We start from the raw sequence: 17,499 nt of genomic DNA on the forward strand, positions 1-17,499 counted from the left end.
CCCGTCCGGTGGCCAGGCCGACGCCTCCGCCTCCGCCGCCCACGCGCGTGGAGGCCCGTCCGGCCCCCGCGCCGGCCGACCAGACGGGCGGTGCCGAGCCGCCAACGCCCCCCGTCGTGGGTGCTGGCGCGAAGAAGAAGGTCGTGGTGAAGAAGAAGGCCCGCTAGAGCGCATCGCCCGCGCCACCGGAGTCGGTGGCGCGGGGGTGGTCAGACCAGGGGTGCCGCCATGGACGCCGAGCACAGGGTTGACGGACAGGAAGGGATGCAGGGCAACGCGCCCGAGGGTGGCTCGCCGTCGTCGTCCGAGCCGACCGAGGGGCAGCCCCGTTCCGGGGAAGGTGGCCACGGTGAGGGCTCGCCCCAGGAGGGTGCGCCCGGAGAGCACCGCGCCGAGGGTGGCCAGCAGGGCGAGCACTCCAACGGCGGCGAGCACCGCGCCGAGGGTGGGCACGGCCAGGGTGGAGAGCACTCCAACGGCGGCGAGCATCGCCCCGAGGGTGGAGAGCACCCCAACGGCGGCGAGCACCGCGCCGAGGGCGGAGCCGGGTCCCCGGCCGGTGAGTCCGGACAGGGCGGCGGCGAGGCGCCGCGCGAGGCGGCCTCCGAGGGCGCCCAGGCTGGCGCCGAGCAGGGCGGCGGTGAGGCGCCGCGCGAGGTGGCCTCCGAGGGCGCCCAGGCTGGCGCCGAGCAGGGCGGCTCCGAGGAAGGGGCCGAGCGGGATGAATCCGAGGAGGCGGGCGACGAGGAGGGCGAGCTGGAGAACCTGGCCGCGCCCGAGGAGCGCCTGGCGGGACGGGTGACACTGGTGCTGCTGCCGCTGGAGAAGCTGGTGGATGACACCTCGTTCCGGCTGCGCCCGGAAGGGGACGTGTCCGGACTGGCCACGGACATCGCGCGGCTGGGGCAGCTCTTCCCCGTGGACGTGCGTCCGGCGGGCGAGGACCGCTACCAGCTGGTGTGCGGCTTCCGTCGCGTGGCCGCGCTGCGCTTCCTCAAGCGGGACGCGGTGCAGGCCCGCGTGCACACGCACCTGTCGGACGAGGACGCGCTCCTCATGTCCCTGGCGGAGGCCATCCACGCCACGCCGGTGGAACCCGAGGTGCTGGAGGCCAAGCGCGAGCAGCTGGAGTCGCAGGGCCGGCTGAGCGCGGCGGTGCGAGACATGCTCGAGAAGGCGCTCGCCACCGAGGACACCCTGGCGCCCGAGGGTGTGGAAGAGGAAATCGACGCGGACGAGCTGGCCGCGGAGGTGTCGCAGCGGCTCGGGGCCATCAACCAGGACCTGGCGCTGCTGGCGGACGTGTTCGCCGCGTTGGACGAGTCGCGCAAGGCGGAGCTGCTGATGCAGTTGCGGTACTCGTCGGAGCTGGTGGCGTATCTGGAGGGACTGTAGGCCATGGTGGAACCGCTCTCGCGCGACCGGGCCCGGCTGCTGGAGCTGCTCACGCAGCGCTCCTTCGAGCGTCGGCGCGTGGTGCTCTCGTCCGGCAAGGAGTCGGACTTCTACATCGACTGCAAGCGCACGGCGCTGCTCGCCGAGGGCCACTTCCTCATCGGCCGGCTGCTCTTGCGCGACATCCTCCAGCATGCCCCCGAGGCGGTGGGCGTGGGCGGCCTGACGCTCGGCGCGGACCCGCTGGCCTCGGCGGTGAGCCTCACCGGCTACCTGTCGGGCCACCCGCTCGCGGCCTTCATCGTCCGCAAGGAGCCCAAGGGCCACGGCACCGGCCAGTGGGTTGAAGGCCTGAGCGGCCTGGGGCAGGGCGCGGCGGTGGCCATCGTCGAGGATGTCGTCACCACGGGCGCGTCCACGCTCAAGGCGATTGAGCGGGCGCAGCAGGAGGGCCTGAAGGTCCTCGGCGCCTTCGCGCTGGTGGACCGGATGGAGGGTGGCCGCGAGGCGGTGGAGGCCGCGGGCCACCGGCTCTTCACCCTGTTCACCCGCAAGGACTTCATCCCGTGAAGAAGCCGCTCGTCACCGTGGCGCTGTTGGGCCTGCTGTCCGGCTGTGTCACCACCCCGCCCACCGTTGGAGAGCAGGCGCCCACGCTGCCGGATGAGCGGGCCGAGGAGGCCTACCAGTCCATCGTGGCGAAGTACTCGGGCCGGAAGGAGATCTACGACGGCTTCGACACCCGCGTCTTCGCGGGGGCCACCCTGCAGACCCTGGCCTTCCGCGAGGCGCGGGTGCGGCGCCGCGCGGCCTTCCAGGTGCTGCCGGAGAGCAAGGTGGAGCAGCTGCTCGCCGAGGAGCGCGCCGAGGCCGCGCGGGTGCACAAGTTCTTCCTGGGCACGCACCACAATGACTTCCGCTACGCGGACTTCGACCTGAAGCGCACCATCTGGCGGCTCGCGCTGGTGACGCCCGCCGGCGAGGTGACGCCGACGCGCATCGTGCGCCTGGGCCGGGCGGACCTCGAGACGCGCGCGTACTACCCGTACACAGGCATGTTCTGGGTGGGCTGGGAGGTGCACTTCCCCACCACGCTGTCCAACGGGCAGCCCGTGATTCCGCCGGGCACGCAGCAGGTGACGCTCCGCATGGCCTCGTCGCTGGGCAAGGCCGAGCTGGTGATGGCCGCGCAGTAGGCCCGGGGCCTCACGTCTGGCTGCCGCGCCGCAGCCACTTCTCCACGGGCGGCAGGGTGGGGCCGGCCATGAGCCGGTCCACCAGCTCCGAGGGTGACTCGCTCACCGCGAAGGGCACGGCCTGCGGCTCCGGGACGAAGCCCTCCGCCGCCAGGTGCCGCGCCAGGGCCACCAGTGGCTGGAAGAAGCCGCGCGTGTCCAGGAGCCCCATGGGCTTGCGGTGCAGGCCGAGCTGCGCCCAGGTGACGATTTCGAACAGCTCGTCCAGGGTGCCGAAGCCGCCGGGCAGGGCGACGAAGGCGTCCGCGCGCTCCGCCATCAGCGCCTTGCGCTCGTGCATGGAGCCCACGGAGTGCTGCTCCGTGAGGCCCTTGTGGGCAATCTCCTTCGGCTTCATGAACTCCGGAATCACCCCCACCACGCGACCACCGGCGGCCAGCACGGCGTCCGCCACCGCGCCCATGATGCCCACGCTGGCCCCGCCGTAGACGAGCGTGAGGCCGCGCCGGGCCAGCTCGGTGCCCAGCCGCGTGCCGGCCTCGAGGTACTCCGGCCGGTTGCCGGGCCGCGAGCCGCAGAACACACAGACGCTTCGCACTTCCATGTCACAGGCCTCCACGCCGCTCGGGGTGCGCCGCGTAGAGCGCCACCACGAGGCTCAGGAAGAGGAGAATGGGCAGGGCGCGCGCGTACACCTGGGGCCCCATCCGCAGGGCCAGCCCGCAGGGCAGCCCGAAGAGGAAGCCGCCCAGGTGGCCCGCCCAGCTCACGAAGGGCAGCAGGCTGAGGACGGCCACCTGCGCCAGCCAGATGAGCAGGTCCTGCCGCCCCTGGCGGGTGGAGATGGGCAGCATGGCGCCGGCCCACCCCAGAATCATCCCGGACGCGCCCACCGTGGGCACGTCGAAGTCGACGAGGAGCGAGAGGGTGGACGCACCCAGCGCGGTGACGAGCGACAGCCCGAAGAAGCGCAGGCTGCCGATGCCGCGCTCCAGCGTGAAGCCCAGCGTCACCACCACGGACATGTTGAAGACGAGGTGCAGCAGGTTGCCGTGCTCCAGCACCGCGCCCACCAGCCGCCAGTACTGGCCGGCCTGGACCGCGGGCCCGTACAGCGCCAGCGGGGGAACGCGGCCCACCGGGGCCCCGTCCGCGAAGATGAGCCGGGACAGGGGGAGGTTGCGCTCCGCGATGAACAGGGCGACCGCGCCCGCCACGAGCGCGTAGCACACCCAGGGCCGGGGCAGGCCGAGCGGCGGCACGGATGGCGGCGCTTCGCCCGGAGGGCCGGGCGGAAGCTCATCGAGGATGCTGCGGCGGGGACCGGACGCCATGGCGGCTCACAGCTCTCGCGAGAGCACGGTGTCGCGCAGCCAGTGGTGGTCGTCCGTGTGCGGGTAGTCGAGCGTGAAGTGCAGGCCGCGGCTCTCCTTGCGGCGGCTGGCGCAGTCGACGATGAGGTAGGCCACCTCGGCGATGTTGCGCAGCTCGATGACGTCGCGAGTCACCTTGAAGCGCCAGTAGTAGTCGCGAATCTCCTCGCGCAGCAGCTCCAGCCGGCGCCGGGCGCGCATCAGCCGCTTGTCCGTGCGGACGATGCCCACGTAGTTCCACATGAGGCGGCGAATCTCGTCCCAGTTGTGGGTGACGACGACGCTCTCGTCGGACTCCACCGCGCTGCCCGAGTCCCACGCGGGCGGCTCCTCCTTCGGCGGCGCATGGGTGCGCAGCTCCTCCACGGCCACCTTCACCGCGCGGTAGCCGAACACCAGGCCCTCCAGCAGCGAGTTGGACGCCAGCCGGTTGGCGCCGTGCAGGCCGGTGCAGGCCACTTCGCCAATGGCGTACAGGCCGGGCACCGTGGTGCGCCCGTCCAGGTCCGTCACCACGCCGCCGCACATGTAGTGGGCCGCGGGCACCACGGGGATGGGCTGCACGGCCATGTCGATGTTGAAGGCCCTGCAGGTGGCGTAGATGTTGGGGAAGCGCTCCATGAGGAAGGCGCGGCCCAGGTGCGTCATGTCCAGGTAGACGCACTCGTCACCGGTGCGCTTGAGCTCGGCGTCGATGGCGCGCGCCACCACGTCGCGCGGGGCGAGCGCGCCCAGCGGGTGGTAGCGCTCCATGAAGGTGGCGCCGCCCTTGAGCCGCAGCTTGCCGCCCTCGCCGCGCAGCGCCTCGCTGATGAGGAAGCTCTTGGCCTCCGGGTGGAACAGGCAGGTGGGGTGGAACTGGTAGAACTCCATGTTCGCCACCCGCGCGCCCGCGCGGTACGCCATGGCCACGCCGTCGCCCGTGGCCACGTCCGGGTTGGACGTGTACAGGTACACCTTGCCCGCGCCGCCGGTGGCCAGCACCGTCACCTTCGCCAGGAAGCGCTCGATGTCGCCGTTCTCCAGGAGCGCGTACACGCCCAGGCACCGGTGGGCGGCGGGGTTGGGCGTGCGCCGGTCCAGGATGAGGTCGATGGCGGCCGTGTGGGGGAAGAAGGTGATGTTGGGCTGCTCGTCGCAGGCGGCCAGGAGCGCGCGCTGCACCTCGCGGCCGGTGATGTCCCCCGAGTGGATGATGCGGCGGGCGGAGTGGCCGCCCTCGCGCGTCAGGTCGAACTCGCCGGTGGAGCGCCGGTTGAACTCCGCGCCCAGCTCCACCAATTCGCGCACGCGCCCCGGGCCCTCCTTCACGGTGACTTCCACCGCGTCGCGGTGGCACAGGCCCGCGCCCGCCACCAGCGTGTCCTCGATGTGCGCATCGAAGGTGTCTGTGGGTGCGAGGACGCTGGCGATGCCACCCTGGGCGTAGGCCGTGTTGCTCTCGGCGCGCTCCCGCTTCGCGAGGACGGCCACCGTGCCATGCCGGGCCGCCTGGAGGGCGAACGAGAGGCCCGCCACGCCGCTGCCGAGGACGAGGAAATCGAACCGATGGGGCATGGTGGACAGCCTTAATGGTGGTAAGTGCTGGAAACAAGGCGTTTTCTTGAGGACTTTCCGGGGCTTGTCTAAGGTTGGTGGCTGCCGAATATGCGTGCCATTCCCGCGCTCCTCGCCGCCGCTGCCCTGCTGGCCCTGCCGCTCACGGCGGGGGCCTCGGAGTCCATCTACCGCTACGTGGAGAAGGACGGGACCATCGTCTACACGAACGTCCCGCCCACCGACTCCGGCGCCAAGAAGGCGAAGCGGATGAAGGGCTCGTTCGCCAACGCACCGGTGAAGACGGCCCCGGTGGTGGGGCGCAAGCGCACGCCTCCGGAGCTGGACCCGCACATCGTGGCGGCGGCGAAGCGCTACCGCATCCCCACGGCGCTGGTGCGCGCCATCATGCACACCGAGAGCAACTTCAACCCCAACGCGCTCAGCCACAAGGGCGCCAGCGGGCTGATGCAGCTCATGCCGGCCACCGCGTCGGACATGTACGTGAAGGACATCTTCGACGAGCGCGACAACATCGAGGGCGGCGTGCGCTACCTGCGCGTGCTGGCCAACATGTTCGACGGCGACATGGTGAAGATGGTCGCCGCGTACAACGCGGGCCCCGAGGCGGTGAAGCGCTACGGCGGCAAGGTGCCCCCCTACGAGGAGACGCAGGGGTACGTGCGCAAGGTGCTCCAGCTCTACTTCCACTACAAGGAGCGCGAGCGGGCCGACGACAGCGGCCCCCGCGAGCCCACGACCGAGAATGACGACGCGCGCGAAGGGGCGGGGGGAGAAGAGCCCCGCTGACGACGAGTTCCTCCAGCAGCTCTACCGCGGCGGCGAGCTGCTGGCCGCCGGAAAGGTCATCGAGGCGAAGGAGTTCCTGGAGCGCGCCCACCAGCTCCAGCCCCGCAACGAGAAGTCGCAGAACCTGCTGGGGCTCTGCTACTTCAAGCTCGGCCTGTTCGACCGGGCCGCGGAGCTGTACGAGACGCTGGTGCGCGACAACCCGGTGGACCCGACGCTGCGGGTCAACCTGGGCCTCGTCTATCTGAAGACGAACGCGCTCCAGCGCGCGGCCCGCGAGTTCGAGACCGCCACCGACCTGGCGCCCGAGCACCAGAAGGCGCAGAACTACCTGGGCCTGGCGCTCGCGCAGATGGGCGAGTACGGCCGCGCGCGCGAGCACTTCCTGCTGGCGGGCAGCGACGCCATGGCGGAGAAGATGACGCGCGCCATCGCCGGCGAGGGCTTCACCCGGCCCGCGCCCGTGCAGCCCGCTCGCGCCCGCGGCTTCGCCGAGCTGGAGGGCAGCGACGTGGTGCGCGAGCAGGGCGGCGAGCCGGTGTCCGCGCCCGCGACTCCACCCGCCACCGCCAGGGCGCCCGAGCCCGCGCGCCCGCAGGCCCGCTCCGCCGGGGAGGGTGACTGGGGCGCGCAGTTCGGCCTGGACGCCGGACGTCCGGCGGCCCCCCCGGCGCGCGCGGAGCCCGAAGAGGAGGAGATCCGCCTCGCCGAGGACGAGGGCCCCAGCGCCCTGACCTCCGGAGGCGAGGAGCTGCCGGTGCTCACGGCCACTCCCGAGGACGCGGAGGAGCTGGCCATGGAGGCTCAACACGAGCCGCCTCCGGAATCTACCTTCGAGGAGACCTCGGCGGCGCTGGCCTCCAGCGTGCCGCTGACCCCGGTGCCGTTGACGCGCGCCCAGCTCGCGCAGGCCCGGGCGCGGGCCGCGGCCGAGGTGCGGGGCAGGGCGGGAACGCCCGCTACCACCGAGGCGTCCTCCGCCGCGACGCCTGGAGCGGCGGCTCCGTCCGGCGGCCTGGGCGCCGCGAATCCGCTCCCGCCCATTGGCGGTCATGGGGCCTCGGCCCTGGCGGGTGGAGCCGGGGGCACGGCGCCCTCGGGCGGCCTCGGCGCCGCGGCACCCGCCAGCGGCTTCGGGGCCACCCCGCAGGCGGGTGGAGCTGGGAGCGCGGCCACCCCTCCGGCCACGACGTCGCTCCCACCGATTGGCGGCTTCGGCACCCGGCCTTCGGCGGGGGGTGCTGGCGCCACGGCCCCGAGCGGCGGCCTCGGTGTGACGGCGCAACAGGGCGGGCCTGGGGCAGCGGTCCCGACGGGCGGTCTCGGCGCCACGGTGGCGGGGGGCTCCGGCGTCGCGGTCCCAGCCGACGGTCTCGGCGCCACGGTGCAGGCGGGCCGTCCCAGCGGCGCGGCTCCGGCCGGCGGCCTCGGCACCACGGACGTGGGGGCCGGCCTCCCGGCTCCCGAGGGCGCGCACGGCGTCACGACGCCTCCGGCCCTTTTCGAAGGCGCGGCCTGGGCACGGGGCACGTCGGTGACGGCCCTGTCGGACCTGGCGCCCTCGGTGGCGCTGGCGGGAGCGGACGCGGAGCACCCCTTCGCGCTCGGCCGGGGCGGGTTCTCGGTGGCGGTCGACGGGGAGCTGCTCACCCGGCTCGAGGGGATGGTGGCCTTCAGCGGTTCGCTCACCTTCCAGCCGGAGATGAAGCGCTTCCGGGGCCGCGCCACGGACAAGTCCTTCGGCGAGGGCGCCGCCCGGATGGTGCGCGCGAAGGGCCGGGGCACCCTCTATATCGAGGCCCCCGAGAAGCGCTCCTTCCTGGCCGTGGACCTCGGTGAGGACTCCGTCTACTTCCGCGACGAGTGCGTCTTCGCCTTCGAGGAACCGGTGATGTTCGAGAACGGACGCGTGCCGTCCGACATCGCCCCGGACCTGGACCTGGTGCACCTGCGCGGGCAGGGCAGGGTGCTGCTCAGCCTGCCCGGGACGCTGCGCTCGGTGCCGGTGCGCGCGGAACAGCCGGTGACGGTGCCGCTGACGGCCCTGGTGGGCTGGCAGGGCAACCTCACGCCCCGTGTCGTCCCCCTGCTCAAGTCCCCCACGGGTGAGGTGCTCCGGACAGCGGTGGAGCTGGGGGGCGAAGGTTTTGCCCTCATCGCCCTCGGGGTCCGCTAGAAGGTGCCCGCATGGCCTCGGACCGAGCGACCCGGAAGAAGCTGAAGCGCGAGGAGCGGGCGCGCCGACGCGCGGAGCGGCAGCCCAGCGTGCTGGTGCAGGAGTTCTGGAACCTGCCCAACATGCTCACGTTGGGCCGCATCTTCCTCATCCCGCTCTTCGTGTGGCTGACGTACGACGCGGACCCCTTGAGTTCCCTCTGGGCCGGCCTGGTGTTCGCCGTGGCGTCCATCACCGACGTCATCGACGGCTACCTGGCGCGCAAGTGGAACCTCATCACCGTGGTCGGCAAGTTCATGGACCCCCTGGCCGACAAGCTCATCGCCATGGCCGCCCTGGTGATGATGGTCCGCCTGGGCCGCATCGCCGCCTGGGTCGTCATCGTCCTGCTCGCGCGCGAGCTCATCGTCAGCGGCCTGCGCACCATCGCCGCCAGCGAGGGCATGGTCATCGCCGCCGGCCAGGAGGGGAAGTGGAAGACGTCCCTCCAGCTCGTGGGCATCATTTCACTCTGCGTCCACTACGTTCACCCACTGCAAATCGGCGCCACCTCCGTGCCCGTCGACTACAACCTCGTGGGCAAGGTGCTCGTCTACCTGTCGGGCGCGTTCTCCGTGTGGAGCGCCGTCGTCTACTTCCGCGCATTCCTCGCGATGCTCGCCAGGCGGGGCAGTGAGCAGACCAGTGCGAAAAGTGTTTGACGGGTCCGAAGGGGCTCTGTATACACAGCCTCACTTTCGGCGCGGTGCTGAAGCGCGGCGAAAGTCAAGTAGCAGTAACCTGATGCGGGAATAGCTCAGCGGTAGAGCATCGCCTTGCCAAGGCGAGGGTCGAGGGTTCAAATCCCTTTTCCCGCTCCAGAACAACTCAGTACGCCGCAAACGCAGTCGCAGTACCTGATGCGGGAATAGCTCAGCGGTAGAGCATCGCCTTGCCAAGGCGAGGGTCGAGGGTTCAAATCCCTTTTCCCGCTCCAGAACGAAGGCCTCCTGGGAAACCAGGGGGCCTTTTCGTTTTTCCGGCAGGCGCATCGTGCTCCGGCTCCAGGGCCACGGGAAGCGGTGGCCCCGGAAGAGCCGCTGCGCCCGCCGCTGCCGCATGGCCGCCCGGAGCGCGTCCCCTGGCGCTTCGCGCCATCGCCGGACTCGAGAGAGAGGCGCGGGCTCGCGGCGCGAGCGGCGATGAAACACGATGAAACGAGGCGTGGGGCCGGCCGACGGGCCCGAGGGCGGACGGGCATCCGTGGGCCCTGGAAGCGGCTCTCCGTCGCTCCTGGCTGCCTCGCATCCGGGCTTGGCCCTGCTATATGAAGGGCCCCCCCATGATTCGCCTCATTCGTGAGCTGTACCAGTATCGAGGCCTGCTCCTCAGCCTCGTCCAGCGCGAGCTGAAGGCCCGCTATCGCGGCTCCTTCCTCGGGTTCTTGTGGACGTTCCTGAACCCGACGCTGCACATGCTGGTGTACGCGATGCTGTTCACCGTGGTGATGAGGCAGAACATCCCTCACTACGCCTTCTTCATGTTCGTGGGGCTGTTGCCGTGGATCTGGTTCGCCAGCTCCATCACCGGCGGCGCGAGCGCCATCAGTGACCGGCGCGACTTGATGACCAAGGTCCGCTTCCCGGCGCAGGTGCTGCCCACGACGGTGGTGGTGACCAACCTCTGCAACTACGTGCTGTCGCTGCCGCTGATGCTGGCGCTGGGCATCGTGCTCTACGGGCAATGGCCCACGTGGCACGCGCTCTTCTTCCCGGTGGTGGTCGTCATCCAGCTCACCTTCACGCTGGCGCTGACCTACATCGTGGCGGCCATCAACGTCGCGTTCCGAGACTTGCAGCACATCGTCAGCAACCTGCTGACCATGTGGTTCTTCGGCACGCCGGTGCTGTACCCGCTCACCACCCTCCAGGACGAGACGCTGCGCACGGCGATGACGGTCCTCAACCCGATGACGGCCCTCATCACCTCGTACCAGGCCATCTTCTACGAGCACCGCCTGCCGGACGCGGGCCCGCTGCTAGCGCTGAGCGCCTTCTCGGTGATGCTGCTATGGGGCGCCTCGATGATTTTCGAAGCCCGCCGCGAGGATTTCGCGGAGTCCATCTGAGCCGCCGACATGCAGGAATCCATGGACGCCATCGTCATGCAGGACGTCGTGAAGAGCTTCCGGAAGCGGACCATCCGGGGCGAGTACACGACGTTCAAGTCCGAGCTGCTGCGTTGGCTGCGCGGACAGCGCCGGCCCCGCGAGGCCGGGCTCATCACCGCGCTGCGCGGCATCAACCTCACCATCCCCCGGGGCAAGACGGTCGGCATCATCGGGCGCAACGGCTCGGGGAAGAGCACGCTGCTCAAGCTCATCACCGGCATCTACACGCCCACCTCCGGCAACCTCCAGATCAACGGGCGCATCTCCGCCCTGCTGGACCTGGGCGCGGGCTTCCACCCGGACTTCTCCGGGCGGGAGAACATCCTCATCAACGGCATCATCCTCGGCATGTCGCGCGCCGAGGTCCGCGCGCGGATGGATGAAATCATCGCCTTCAGCGAGCTGGGCGAGTTCATCGACGAGCCGGTGCGCACCTACTCCAGCGGCATGTACATGCGCCTGGCCTTCGCCGTGGCCACGCACGTGGACCCGGACATCCTCATCATCGACGAGATTCTCGCCGTGGGCGACGAGCACTTCAGCAAGAAGAGCCTCGCCAAGATGATGGAGTTCAAGAAGTCGGGGAAGACCATCGTCCTCGTCACGCACGACCTGCACACGGTCGACAAGTGGTGCGACCTGGCCGCCTGGATTGACGGCGGGTATGTGCGCCGCATGGGCCGCTCGGCGGACGTGACGGCCGAGTACCGGCAGGCCATCGCCCTGGCCGAGTCCCAGGCCGTGGTCTTCACGCCGCCGGCCCTCACCGAGGGAGGTGGGGCGCTCCCGCAGGTGCCCGGCACGCCGTCCGCGCCGCCGGCCGAGGCCGAAGCGCCCGTGCGCCTCACCGGGCTGAGCCTCGTCGCGCCCTCGGGGGAGGCGGAGCCCTTCTCCCCGGAGACGCCCGTGGAGGTCCTCGTGGACTTCGCCGCCGACGCGCGGAGCGAGGACGCGGAGTTCGAGGTGTCGCTGCGCGACTCGGAGGGCAAGCCGCTGTACGAGACGAGCACGCGGCTGGAGGCGGTGTCGCTGCCCCGGCAGCTGCCGCCCGAGGGGCGCGTGCGCTTCGTGATGGAGCGGCTGGGACTGCTCACGGGGAGCTACTCGGTCGTCGTGACGGCGCGCGCCTCGGGGGGCATCTCCACGGAGAGCAGGGCCTTCCAGGTGAGCGCGCCCGTGGGGGAGCGGGGCGTGTTCCGCCCGACGCACCGCTGGGTGGTGGAGCCCGCGCCGGTCGCGCAGCAGGTGGTGTCCGCGATGGCCAGCGGCAACGCGCCCCGGGCGGCTGGCGGCGGCCATCCCTGAGCGCCGGCTTCCGGCGGAGTCCGCCGGAGAAGGGGGCGCACCCCGTTCCGGCCCATGAGTCGAGAGAGGCGGTACGGCCGTGAGGACAGTGCTGGAGAAGCTCTCCGGAGACGCGGGGGCGCCCGACGCGGCACCGGGCGCGGGGGACCTGGCGCGGATGGTGGCGGTGGTGCGGGCGCTGCTCGATGAGCGCCGCCCCTGCCTGCCCGAGCGTTGCGAGGAGGTGTCCGCGCTGGAGGGGACGCTCCGGCTGCTGACGGAGCAGCTCCACCGCGCCCGGCCCTCGGGTGCGCACGCGCTCACGCCGCTGCAGGAGGCCGCGCGGCTGGCCGTGGTCCACTCATTCGACGTGCCCGAGTCCCACCGCGGCGGCCGCATGGGCCACGTGGTGACGGCCACCAAGCGCGCCTTCATCGAGGGGTTGCACCCCTTCCACGTGGAGTCGCTCCGCCCGCAGGCCGAGTTCAACGAGGCCGTGGTGCGGGTGCTGGAGTCCCTCTCCGTGCACCGCACCCTGGGCCTGCGTGACGACGTGTCCGGCTGGGTGCGCGCGCAGCTCGAGCCGAAGGCGGACCCCACGCGGTGGAAGGCGGTGCGCTCTCAGCGGAGCGGGGCGCTGGGCACGGTGGTGGAGGCGGCGAAGCGCTCGTATCTCTCCGCGGTGGGCCCGGTGCTGGAGGCGCTCCTTCGCGGCCAGGCGGAGTGGAACGCGGCCATGGTGGAGGCGCTCGTCGCCGCCGCCGCGCCCCGGCCGCCGTCCGGGGCGGAGGGCGCGAAGTCCATCGCCCACCTGTGCGGGCGCAATGACCCGCTGCGTCCGGAGGCACTGCCGAAGGCGCTGCGCGCGGGCGGGCCGCTGTGGACGGAGCTGTTCCGCCGCCAGACGCGCTTCAACGAGCAGGCGGTGCTGGCACTGGCGGGCCTGCTGGGCGCGCGCACGCCGCCGCCCCGGCCTCCCGAGCTGGGAGACTACGAGGCGTGGTGCGCCCGCCGCGAGTCGGAAGACCTCGCCGCCGCGCGCGAGGCGGTGGGGCGGCTGGAGGTGAAGCCGCGCGTGTCGCTCGTCACCGCCGTGCGCGACACGCCCGAGCGCTTCCTCCGCGAGTGCCTCGCCTCCGTGGAGGCGCAGGTGTACCCCGAGTGGGAGTGGGTGCTGGTGGACGACGGCAGCTCGGCGTCACACGTGGCCCCGCTGCTGCGCGAGGCCGCCGCCCGGAACCCGCGCATCCGCGTGCTGCGCCAGGAGCGGGGTGAAGGCCCCGTCCGGGGAACGCAGGCGGGGCCCTCCGCGCGGGCGGAGCGGAACGGAGGTTCCGTTCCAGCCGCGGGCGCGGGCCTCGCCGCCGAGCCGGGGGATCGGAACGGAAGCTCCATTCCGGCGCTGAACGCGGGCCTCGCCGCCGAGCCGGGGAATCGGAATGGAAGCTCCATTCCGGCGCAGAACGCGGGCCTCGCCGCCGCACGGGGCGAGTGGGTGGGCTTCCTGGATGCCGACGCCACGCTGTCCCCCCACGCCCTGGCGGAGATGGTGCTGGCGGCGGAGCCCTCGGTGGACGTCCTCTACAGCGACGAGGACGCGCTGGACGGGGAGGGCCGCCGCACGGCGCCCTTCTTCAAGCCGGACTGGTCTCCGGACCTGCTCCGCTCGGTGAACTATGTCCGCCGCTTCCTCGTCGCGCGGCGCCAGTTGCTGGAGAAGGTGGGAGGCTTCCGTGAGGGCACCGACGGCGCGGAGGACCACGACCTCATCCTGCGCCTCGGCGAGGCCACGCGCGGCATCGGCCACGTGGCGAAGCCGCTGTACCACGCGCGCACGCAGCCGGGCGCGGGGCCGGTGACGGAAGCCGGCGCACGCGTGCTCCGCGAGCACCTGTCGCGCACCGGCGAGACGGCCGAGGTGACGATGCCCACGCCGTCTGGCTACCGGGTGCGCTACCCGGTGAAGGGCGCGCCGAAGGTATCCATCATCGTCCCCTTCAAGGACCGGCCGGACCTGCTGGAGCTGCTGGTGCCGGGGCTCCTGAAGCGCACCACGTATCCGAACTTCGAGGTGCTGCTCGTCTCCAACAACAGCACGAAGCCGGAGACCTTCGACCTGCTGGAGCGGCTGACGGACCCGCGGCTGGTGAAGCTGACGTGGGACTTCCCCTTCAACTACCCGGCCATCAACAACTGGGCGGCGAGGCAGACCACGGGGGAGCTGCTCCTCTTCCTCAACAACGACATGGAGGTCGTGGACCCGGGCTGGCTGGAGGAACTCGTGTCCCACGTCCAGCGGCCCGAGGTGGGCGCGGTGGGCTGCAAGCTGCTCTTCCCCGAGGGCACCGTGCAGCACGCGGGCGTGGTGGTGGGCATCACCGGCATGGCGGGCCACCCGTTCTGGCGCCTGCCGGACGGGCCCATCCACACGCCCTTCGGCCACACGGAATGGACGCGTGACTGGCTCTCCGTCACCAGCGCGTGCGTCATCCTCCGCCGCTCCGTCTTCGAGGAGCTGGGCGGCTACGACGAGCGTTTCCAGGTGTGCGGCAGCGACGTGGACATCGGCCTGCGGCTGAACCAGCGCGGCCTGCGCGTGGTGTACACGCCGCACGCGCGCCTCATCCACCACGAGTCCGCCAGCCGCCGCGCGGACGCCATCCCCGAGGCCGACTACTGGCGCTCGTACGTCGCCTACCGCCCGTGGCTCGGCGCGAAGGGCGACCCGTTCTACAACCCGAACCTCACGTTGCTGGGCACCGACTGCGCCCTGCGCCACCACACCGAGGACGGCGAGACGCTCGCCGTGCGCACGCTGTCCCACGACGTGCCGAGCGCGGTGGACCTGGACATGGAGGAGCGTGCCCGGGCCCAGCGCCACCTCGTGGAGCACCTGGACACGCTGGACTTCACGCCGGAGCAGGCGAGGGCGTCGCGTGAGTCGGCACCGGCGGCGCTGGCGGCCCTGCGCTCGCGTGGGAAGGTGGAGACGGCCACGTGGTTCGTGCCCGCCTTCGGCCACGACTCCTCGGGTGTCCACACGCTCTTCCGCTTCGCGGACCTGATGCAGCGGCGTCACGGCGTGCGCAGCGACTTCGTCGTCCACGACAAGCCCGGTGCCAGCCCTGGCGACTTCGAGGCGCGCGCGGCCACGCTGTTCCCCGGCGCGGCGGGCGCCTTCCGCGTGCTGTCCGGGCCGGCGGCGCTGGCGGAGCTGCCCGCGTGTGACCTGGCCCTCGCCACGTCCTGGACGTCGGTGTACCCGGTGCTGCGCCACCCGCGCGCCGGGGTGCGCGCCTACTTCATACAGGATCATGAGCCGATGCTCTTCGCGGCCGGCACGCAGCGGGCGCTCGCCGAGCAGACGTACACGCTGGGCTTCCACGGCATCTTCAACACGCCGGGCCTGCGCGACGCCGTGAAGGCGCGGCACGGCATGGACGGCTTCGCCTTCGAGCCGGCGGTGGACGGCGGGCTCTTCCACGCGCGCAGGCCGCGGCGCGAAGGGCCGGTGCGTGTCTTCTTCCACGGGTGCCCGGCCCTGGAGCGCAACGGCTTCGAGCTGGGGCTCGCCGCGCTGGCGAGGCTCAAGCGCGAGCTGGGCCCGGCGGTGGAAGTCGTCACCGCGGGCGCCGAGTGGAATCCCGAGTCCTACGGCGTGCGCGGGCTGGTGACGAACCTGGGCGTGCTCCCCGCCGAGCGCACCGCGGCGCTCTACCGCGAGTGCGACGTGGGCCTGTGCTTCATGTTCACGGAGCCGCCCTCGTCCCTGGCGCTGGAGATGATGGCGAGCGGGATGGCGCTGGTGACCAACGACAACCCGGCCCACCGCTGGCTGCTCCGCGACGGGGAGAACTGTCTGCTGACGGCGCCGACGCCCGGCTCCGTGCTGGCGCAGCTGCGCCGCGCCGTGGGCGACCCGGCCCTGCGCCAGCGGCTGGGCGCCAGCGCCGCCGAGCGCGTGAGCAGGACGACCTGGGAAGAGCAGGTGGACCGGATGATGGACCACCTGCTGGGCCGGAGCGCCTCCGCGGCCGGCGCCGCCTGAACGCACGGCCGGAGAGGGGGCCGTATACTGTCCGCGACCTTCCAGACCGGGAATTCGAATGAACGTCGGACAAGGGCTTCGCGCGCTGCCAGGCGCCATCCTGGCGGTGTACCTGGGCATGGGCTGTACCGGAGAGAAGGCGGCGCCCGCCGCCGCCTCCACCCACGCGACTGGTGAGCGCACGGCTCCGCTGGAGGGCTCGCCCTTCAAGGTGCGGGAAATCAACCCGGAGTCGCGGCCCAGCAGCTTCTTCGCCCCTCCGACGGTGTTCCTCGAGCTGGGTGACACGGTCCTCTTCGGGGCCAGCGACAAGGTGCATGGCACGGAGCTGTGGCGGACGGACGGCACCGCCGCGGGCACATCCATGGTGCTCGACCTCTTGCCCGGGCCCACCGGCTCCGACCCGTCCCACGCGGTGGTGATGAACGGGCAGGCGTACTTCCTCGCCGCGTCCACCGACTCCTGGCAATCCGGCCTGTGGCGCACCGACGGCACCTCCCAGGGCACGGTGATGGTGAAGTCCCTCCAGGGGCTCGGCTCGTTCCTCCATCAGCGCGACGGGGTGCTGTACATCGGCACCAGTGACCCGGACACCCACGGCTCCGGCTTCGCCTTGTGGCGCAGCGACGGTACCCCCGAGGGCACCGTGCGGCTGCACAGGGAGCCCGCCTCGGTGGGGGGAATCGGCGCGCACTCGTCCACCTGGCTCGGGGACACGCTCCTCTTCACCGCGTCGCGGGCGGACCAGAGCATGACGCTCTGGAAGAGCGACGGCACGGCGCGGGGAACCACGCTGGTGAAGAACCTCTCTCCTGGCGCCAACTACCTCTCCGCCTTCGGCCTCGTCACCTGTGGCGCGCAGGCCTTCCTCTGGTCGTTGCGGGACTACGGGCGCTACGTGCTGTGGCGGACCGACGGCTCCGACGCGGGGACCCTCCGCCTGAAGGACGTCGACACGACGAATCCGGAGAACGTGGTGCGCCCTCCCGTGTCCTGGCTCGCCTGCTTGGGGAACGCGGTCTACTTCAGCGCGTGGGACGCGGACGTGGGGGTGGAGCTCTGGAAGAGCGACGGCACCGTGGCGGGTACCCTCCGCGTGGCGGACCTCTTCCCGGGGGCTGGCAGTGCCTCGCCCCGGGGCTTCACCGTCCATGAGGGCGCCGTCTACTTCCTGGCCGATGACGGCGTGACGGGCACCGAACTGTGGCGGACCGACGGGACGCCCCACGGAACGAGCCGCGTCGCGGACGTGGCGCCCGGGGCGGCCTCGTCCACGGAGGGACGCCCGGAGAACCGGATGATTTCCTCTCCCGGCGCGCTCTTCTTCATCGCCGATGACGGCGTGCACGGCCGGGAACTCTGGAAGACGGACGGCACGACGGCGGGGACGGTGCGGCTGTCGGACAATGGCGCCACCGGGTACGGCTTCCATGAGCTGCATGGCTTCTGGTCCCGGGGCACGCTGCACTTCTGGTCACGGGACGACGAGCTCTGGAAGAGCAACGGCACGGCCGAGGGGACCGGGCGGGTGG

General features: G+C 71.7%; 13 protein-coding genes and 2 tRNA genes. 12 read left to right on the forward strand and 3 right to left on the reverse strand.

Annotated elements, in window-relative coordinates; translation table 11 throughout:
- The first annotated feature begins 228 nt into the window (after window positions 1-228).
- The 3 genes from HG543_RS38540 to HG543_RS38550 are packed head-to-tail and all read left to right on the forward strand — an operon-like array spanning window position 229 to window position 2,591.
- Window positions 229-1,395: a ParB/RepB/Spo0J family partition protein gene (locus HG543_RS38540; protein ID WP_169349920.1), complete on the forward strand. Its 1,167-nt coding sequence runs from the start codon at window positions 229-231 to the stop codon at window positions 1,393-1,395.
- Between the two features lie 3 nt (window positions 1,396-1,398).
- Window positions 1,399-1,965: an orotate phosphoribosyltransferase gene (gene pyrE, locus HG543_RS38545; RefSeq protein WP_169349921.1), complete on the forward strand. Its 567-nt coding sequence runs from the start codon at window positions 1,399-1,401 to the stop codon at window positions 1,963-1,965.
- A complete protein-coding gene (locus HG543_RS38550) occupies window positions 1,962-2,591 on the forward strand; it encodes a hypothetical protein (protein ID WP_169349922.1) in 630 nt (209 codons plus the stop codon). Before pyrE ends, HG543_RS38550 begins: the two co-directional genes overlap by 4 nt.
- Before the next feature lie 10 nt (window positions 2,592-2,601).
- Here HG543_RS38550 and HG543_RS38555 read toward each other — a convergent pair whose 3' ends face one another.
- Genes HG543_RS38555 through nadB form a run of 3 tightly spaced genes read right to left on the reverse strand, consistent with a single transcriptional unit; the run spans window position 2,602 to window position 5,521 of the window.
- Window positions 2,602-3,195, reverse strand: coding sequence for an LOG family protein (locus tag HG543_RS38555; RefSeq protein ID WP_169349923.1), 594 nt, complete (start codon window positions 3,193-3,195; stop codon window positions 2,602-2,604).
- A 1-nt stretch (window position 3,196) separates the two neighbouring features.
- The gene (locus HG543_RS38560) at window positions 3,197-3,925 is read right to left on the reverse strand and encodes a rhomboid family intramembrane serine protease (RefSeq protein WP_169349924.1); all 729 of its coding nucleotides are present in this window, start codon (window positions 3,923-3,925) and stop codon (window positions 3,197-3,199) included.
- 6 nt (window positions 3,926-3,931) lie between these two features.
- Window positions 3,932-5,521 (reverse strand): L-aspartate oxidase, encoded by a 1,590-nt coding sequence (gene nadB / locus HG543_RS38565; RefSeq protein WP_169349925.1) that lies wholly within the window; start codon window positions 5,519-5,521, stop codon window positions 3,932-3,934.
- Between the two features lie 90 nt (window positions 5,522-5,611).
- Between nadB and HG543_RS38570 the strand changes: the two genes are divergently transcribed.
- The 9 genes from HG543_RS38570 to HG543_RS38620 all read left to right on the forward strand — a co-directional run.
- Window positions 5,612-6,310: a lytic transglycosylase domain-containing protein gene (locus tag HG543_RS38570; protein ID WP_169349926.1), complete on the forward strand. Its 699-nt coding sequence runs from the start codon at window positions 5,612-5,614 to the stop codon at window positions 6,308-6,310.
- A complete protein-coding gene (locus HG543_RS55800) occupies window positions 6,267-8,486 on the forward strand; it encodes a tetratricopeptide repeat protein (RefSeq protein ID WP_246357598.1) in 2,220 nt (739 codons plus the stop codon). Before HG543_RS38570 ends, HG543_RS55800 begins: the two co-directional genes overlap by 44 nt.
- Window positions 8,487-8,497: 11 nt before the next feature.
- The gene (gene pgsA / locus HG543_RS38585) at window positions 8,498-9,187 is read left to right on the forward strand and encodes a CDP-diacylglycerol--glycerol-3-phosphate 3-phosphatidyltransferase (RefSeq protein WP_169349927.1); all 690 of its coding nucleotides are present in this window, start codon (window positions 8,498-8,500) and stop codon (window positions 9,185-9,187) included.
- Window positions 9,188-9,271: 84 nt separating this feature from the next.
- Window positions 9,272-9,346 (forward strand) — tRNA-Gly (locus tag HG543_RS38590).
- 41 nt (window positions 9,347-9,387) lie between these two features.
- Window positions 9,388-9,462, forward strand: a tRNA-Gly gene (locus HG543_RS38595).
- Window positions 9,463-9,807: 345 nt separating this feature from the next.
- On the forward strand, window positions 9,808-10,593 hold the full coding sequence (locus HG543_RS38600; protein ID WP_169349928.1) for an ABC transporter permease: 786 nt from the start codon (window positions 9,808-9,810) through the stop codon (window positions 10,591-10,593).
- Window positions 10,594-10,602: 9 nt separating this feature from the next.
- Window positions 10,603-11,940 (forward strand): ABC transporter ATP-binding protein, encoded by a 1,338-nt coding sequence (locus HG543_RS38605; protein WP_169349929.1) that lies wholly within the window; start codon window positions 10,603-10,605, stop codon window positions 11,938-11,940.
- Window positions 11,941-12,019: 79 nt separating this feature from the next.
- Entirely contained in the window at window positions 12,020-15,967 is a 3,948-nt protein-coding gene (locus HG543_RS38615; protein ID WP_343073547.1) for a rhamnosyltransferase WsaF family glycosyltransferase, read from the forward strand.
- 58 nt (window positions 15,968-16,025) lie between these two features.
- On the forward strand, window positions 16,026-17,499 hold a 1,474-nt coding region (locus HG543_RS38620), incomplete at its 3' end, for an ELWxxDGT repeat protein (RefSeq protein ID WP_343073548.1).

Source organism: Pyxidicoccus fallax, from assembly GCF_012933655.1.
Taxonomy (GTDB): Bacteria; Myxococcota; Myxococcia; order Myxococcales; family Myxococcaceae; genus Myxococcus; species Myxococcus fallax.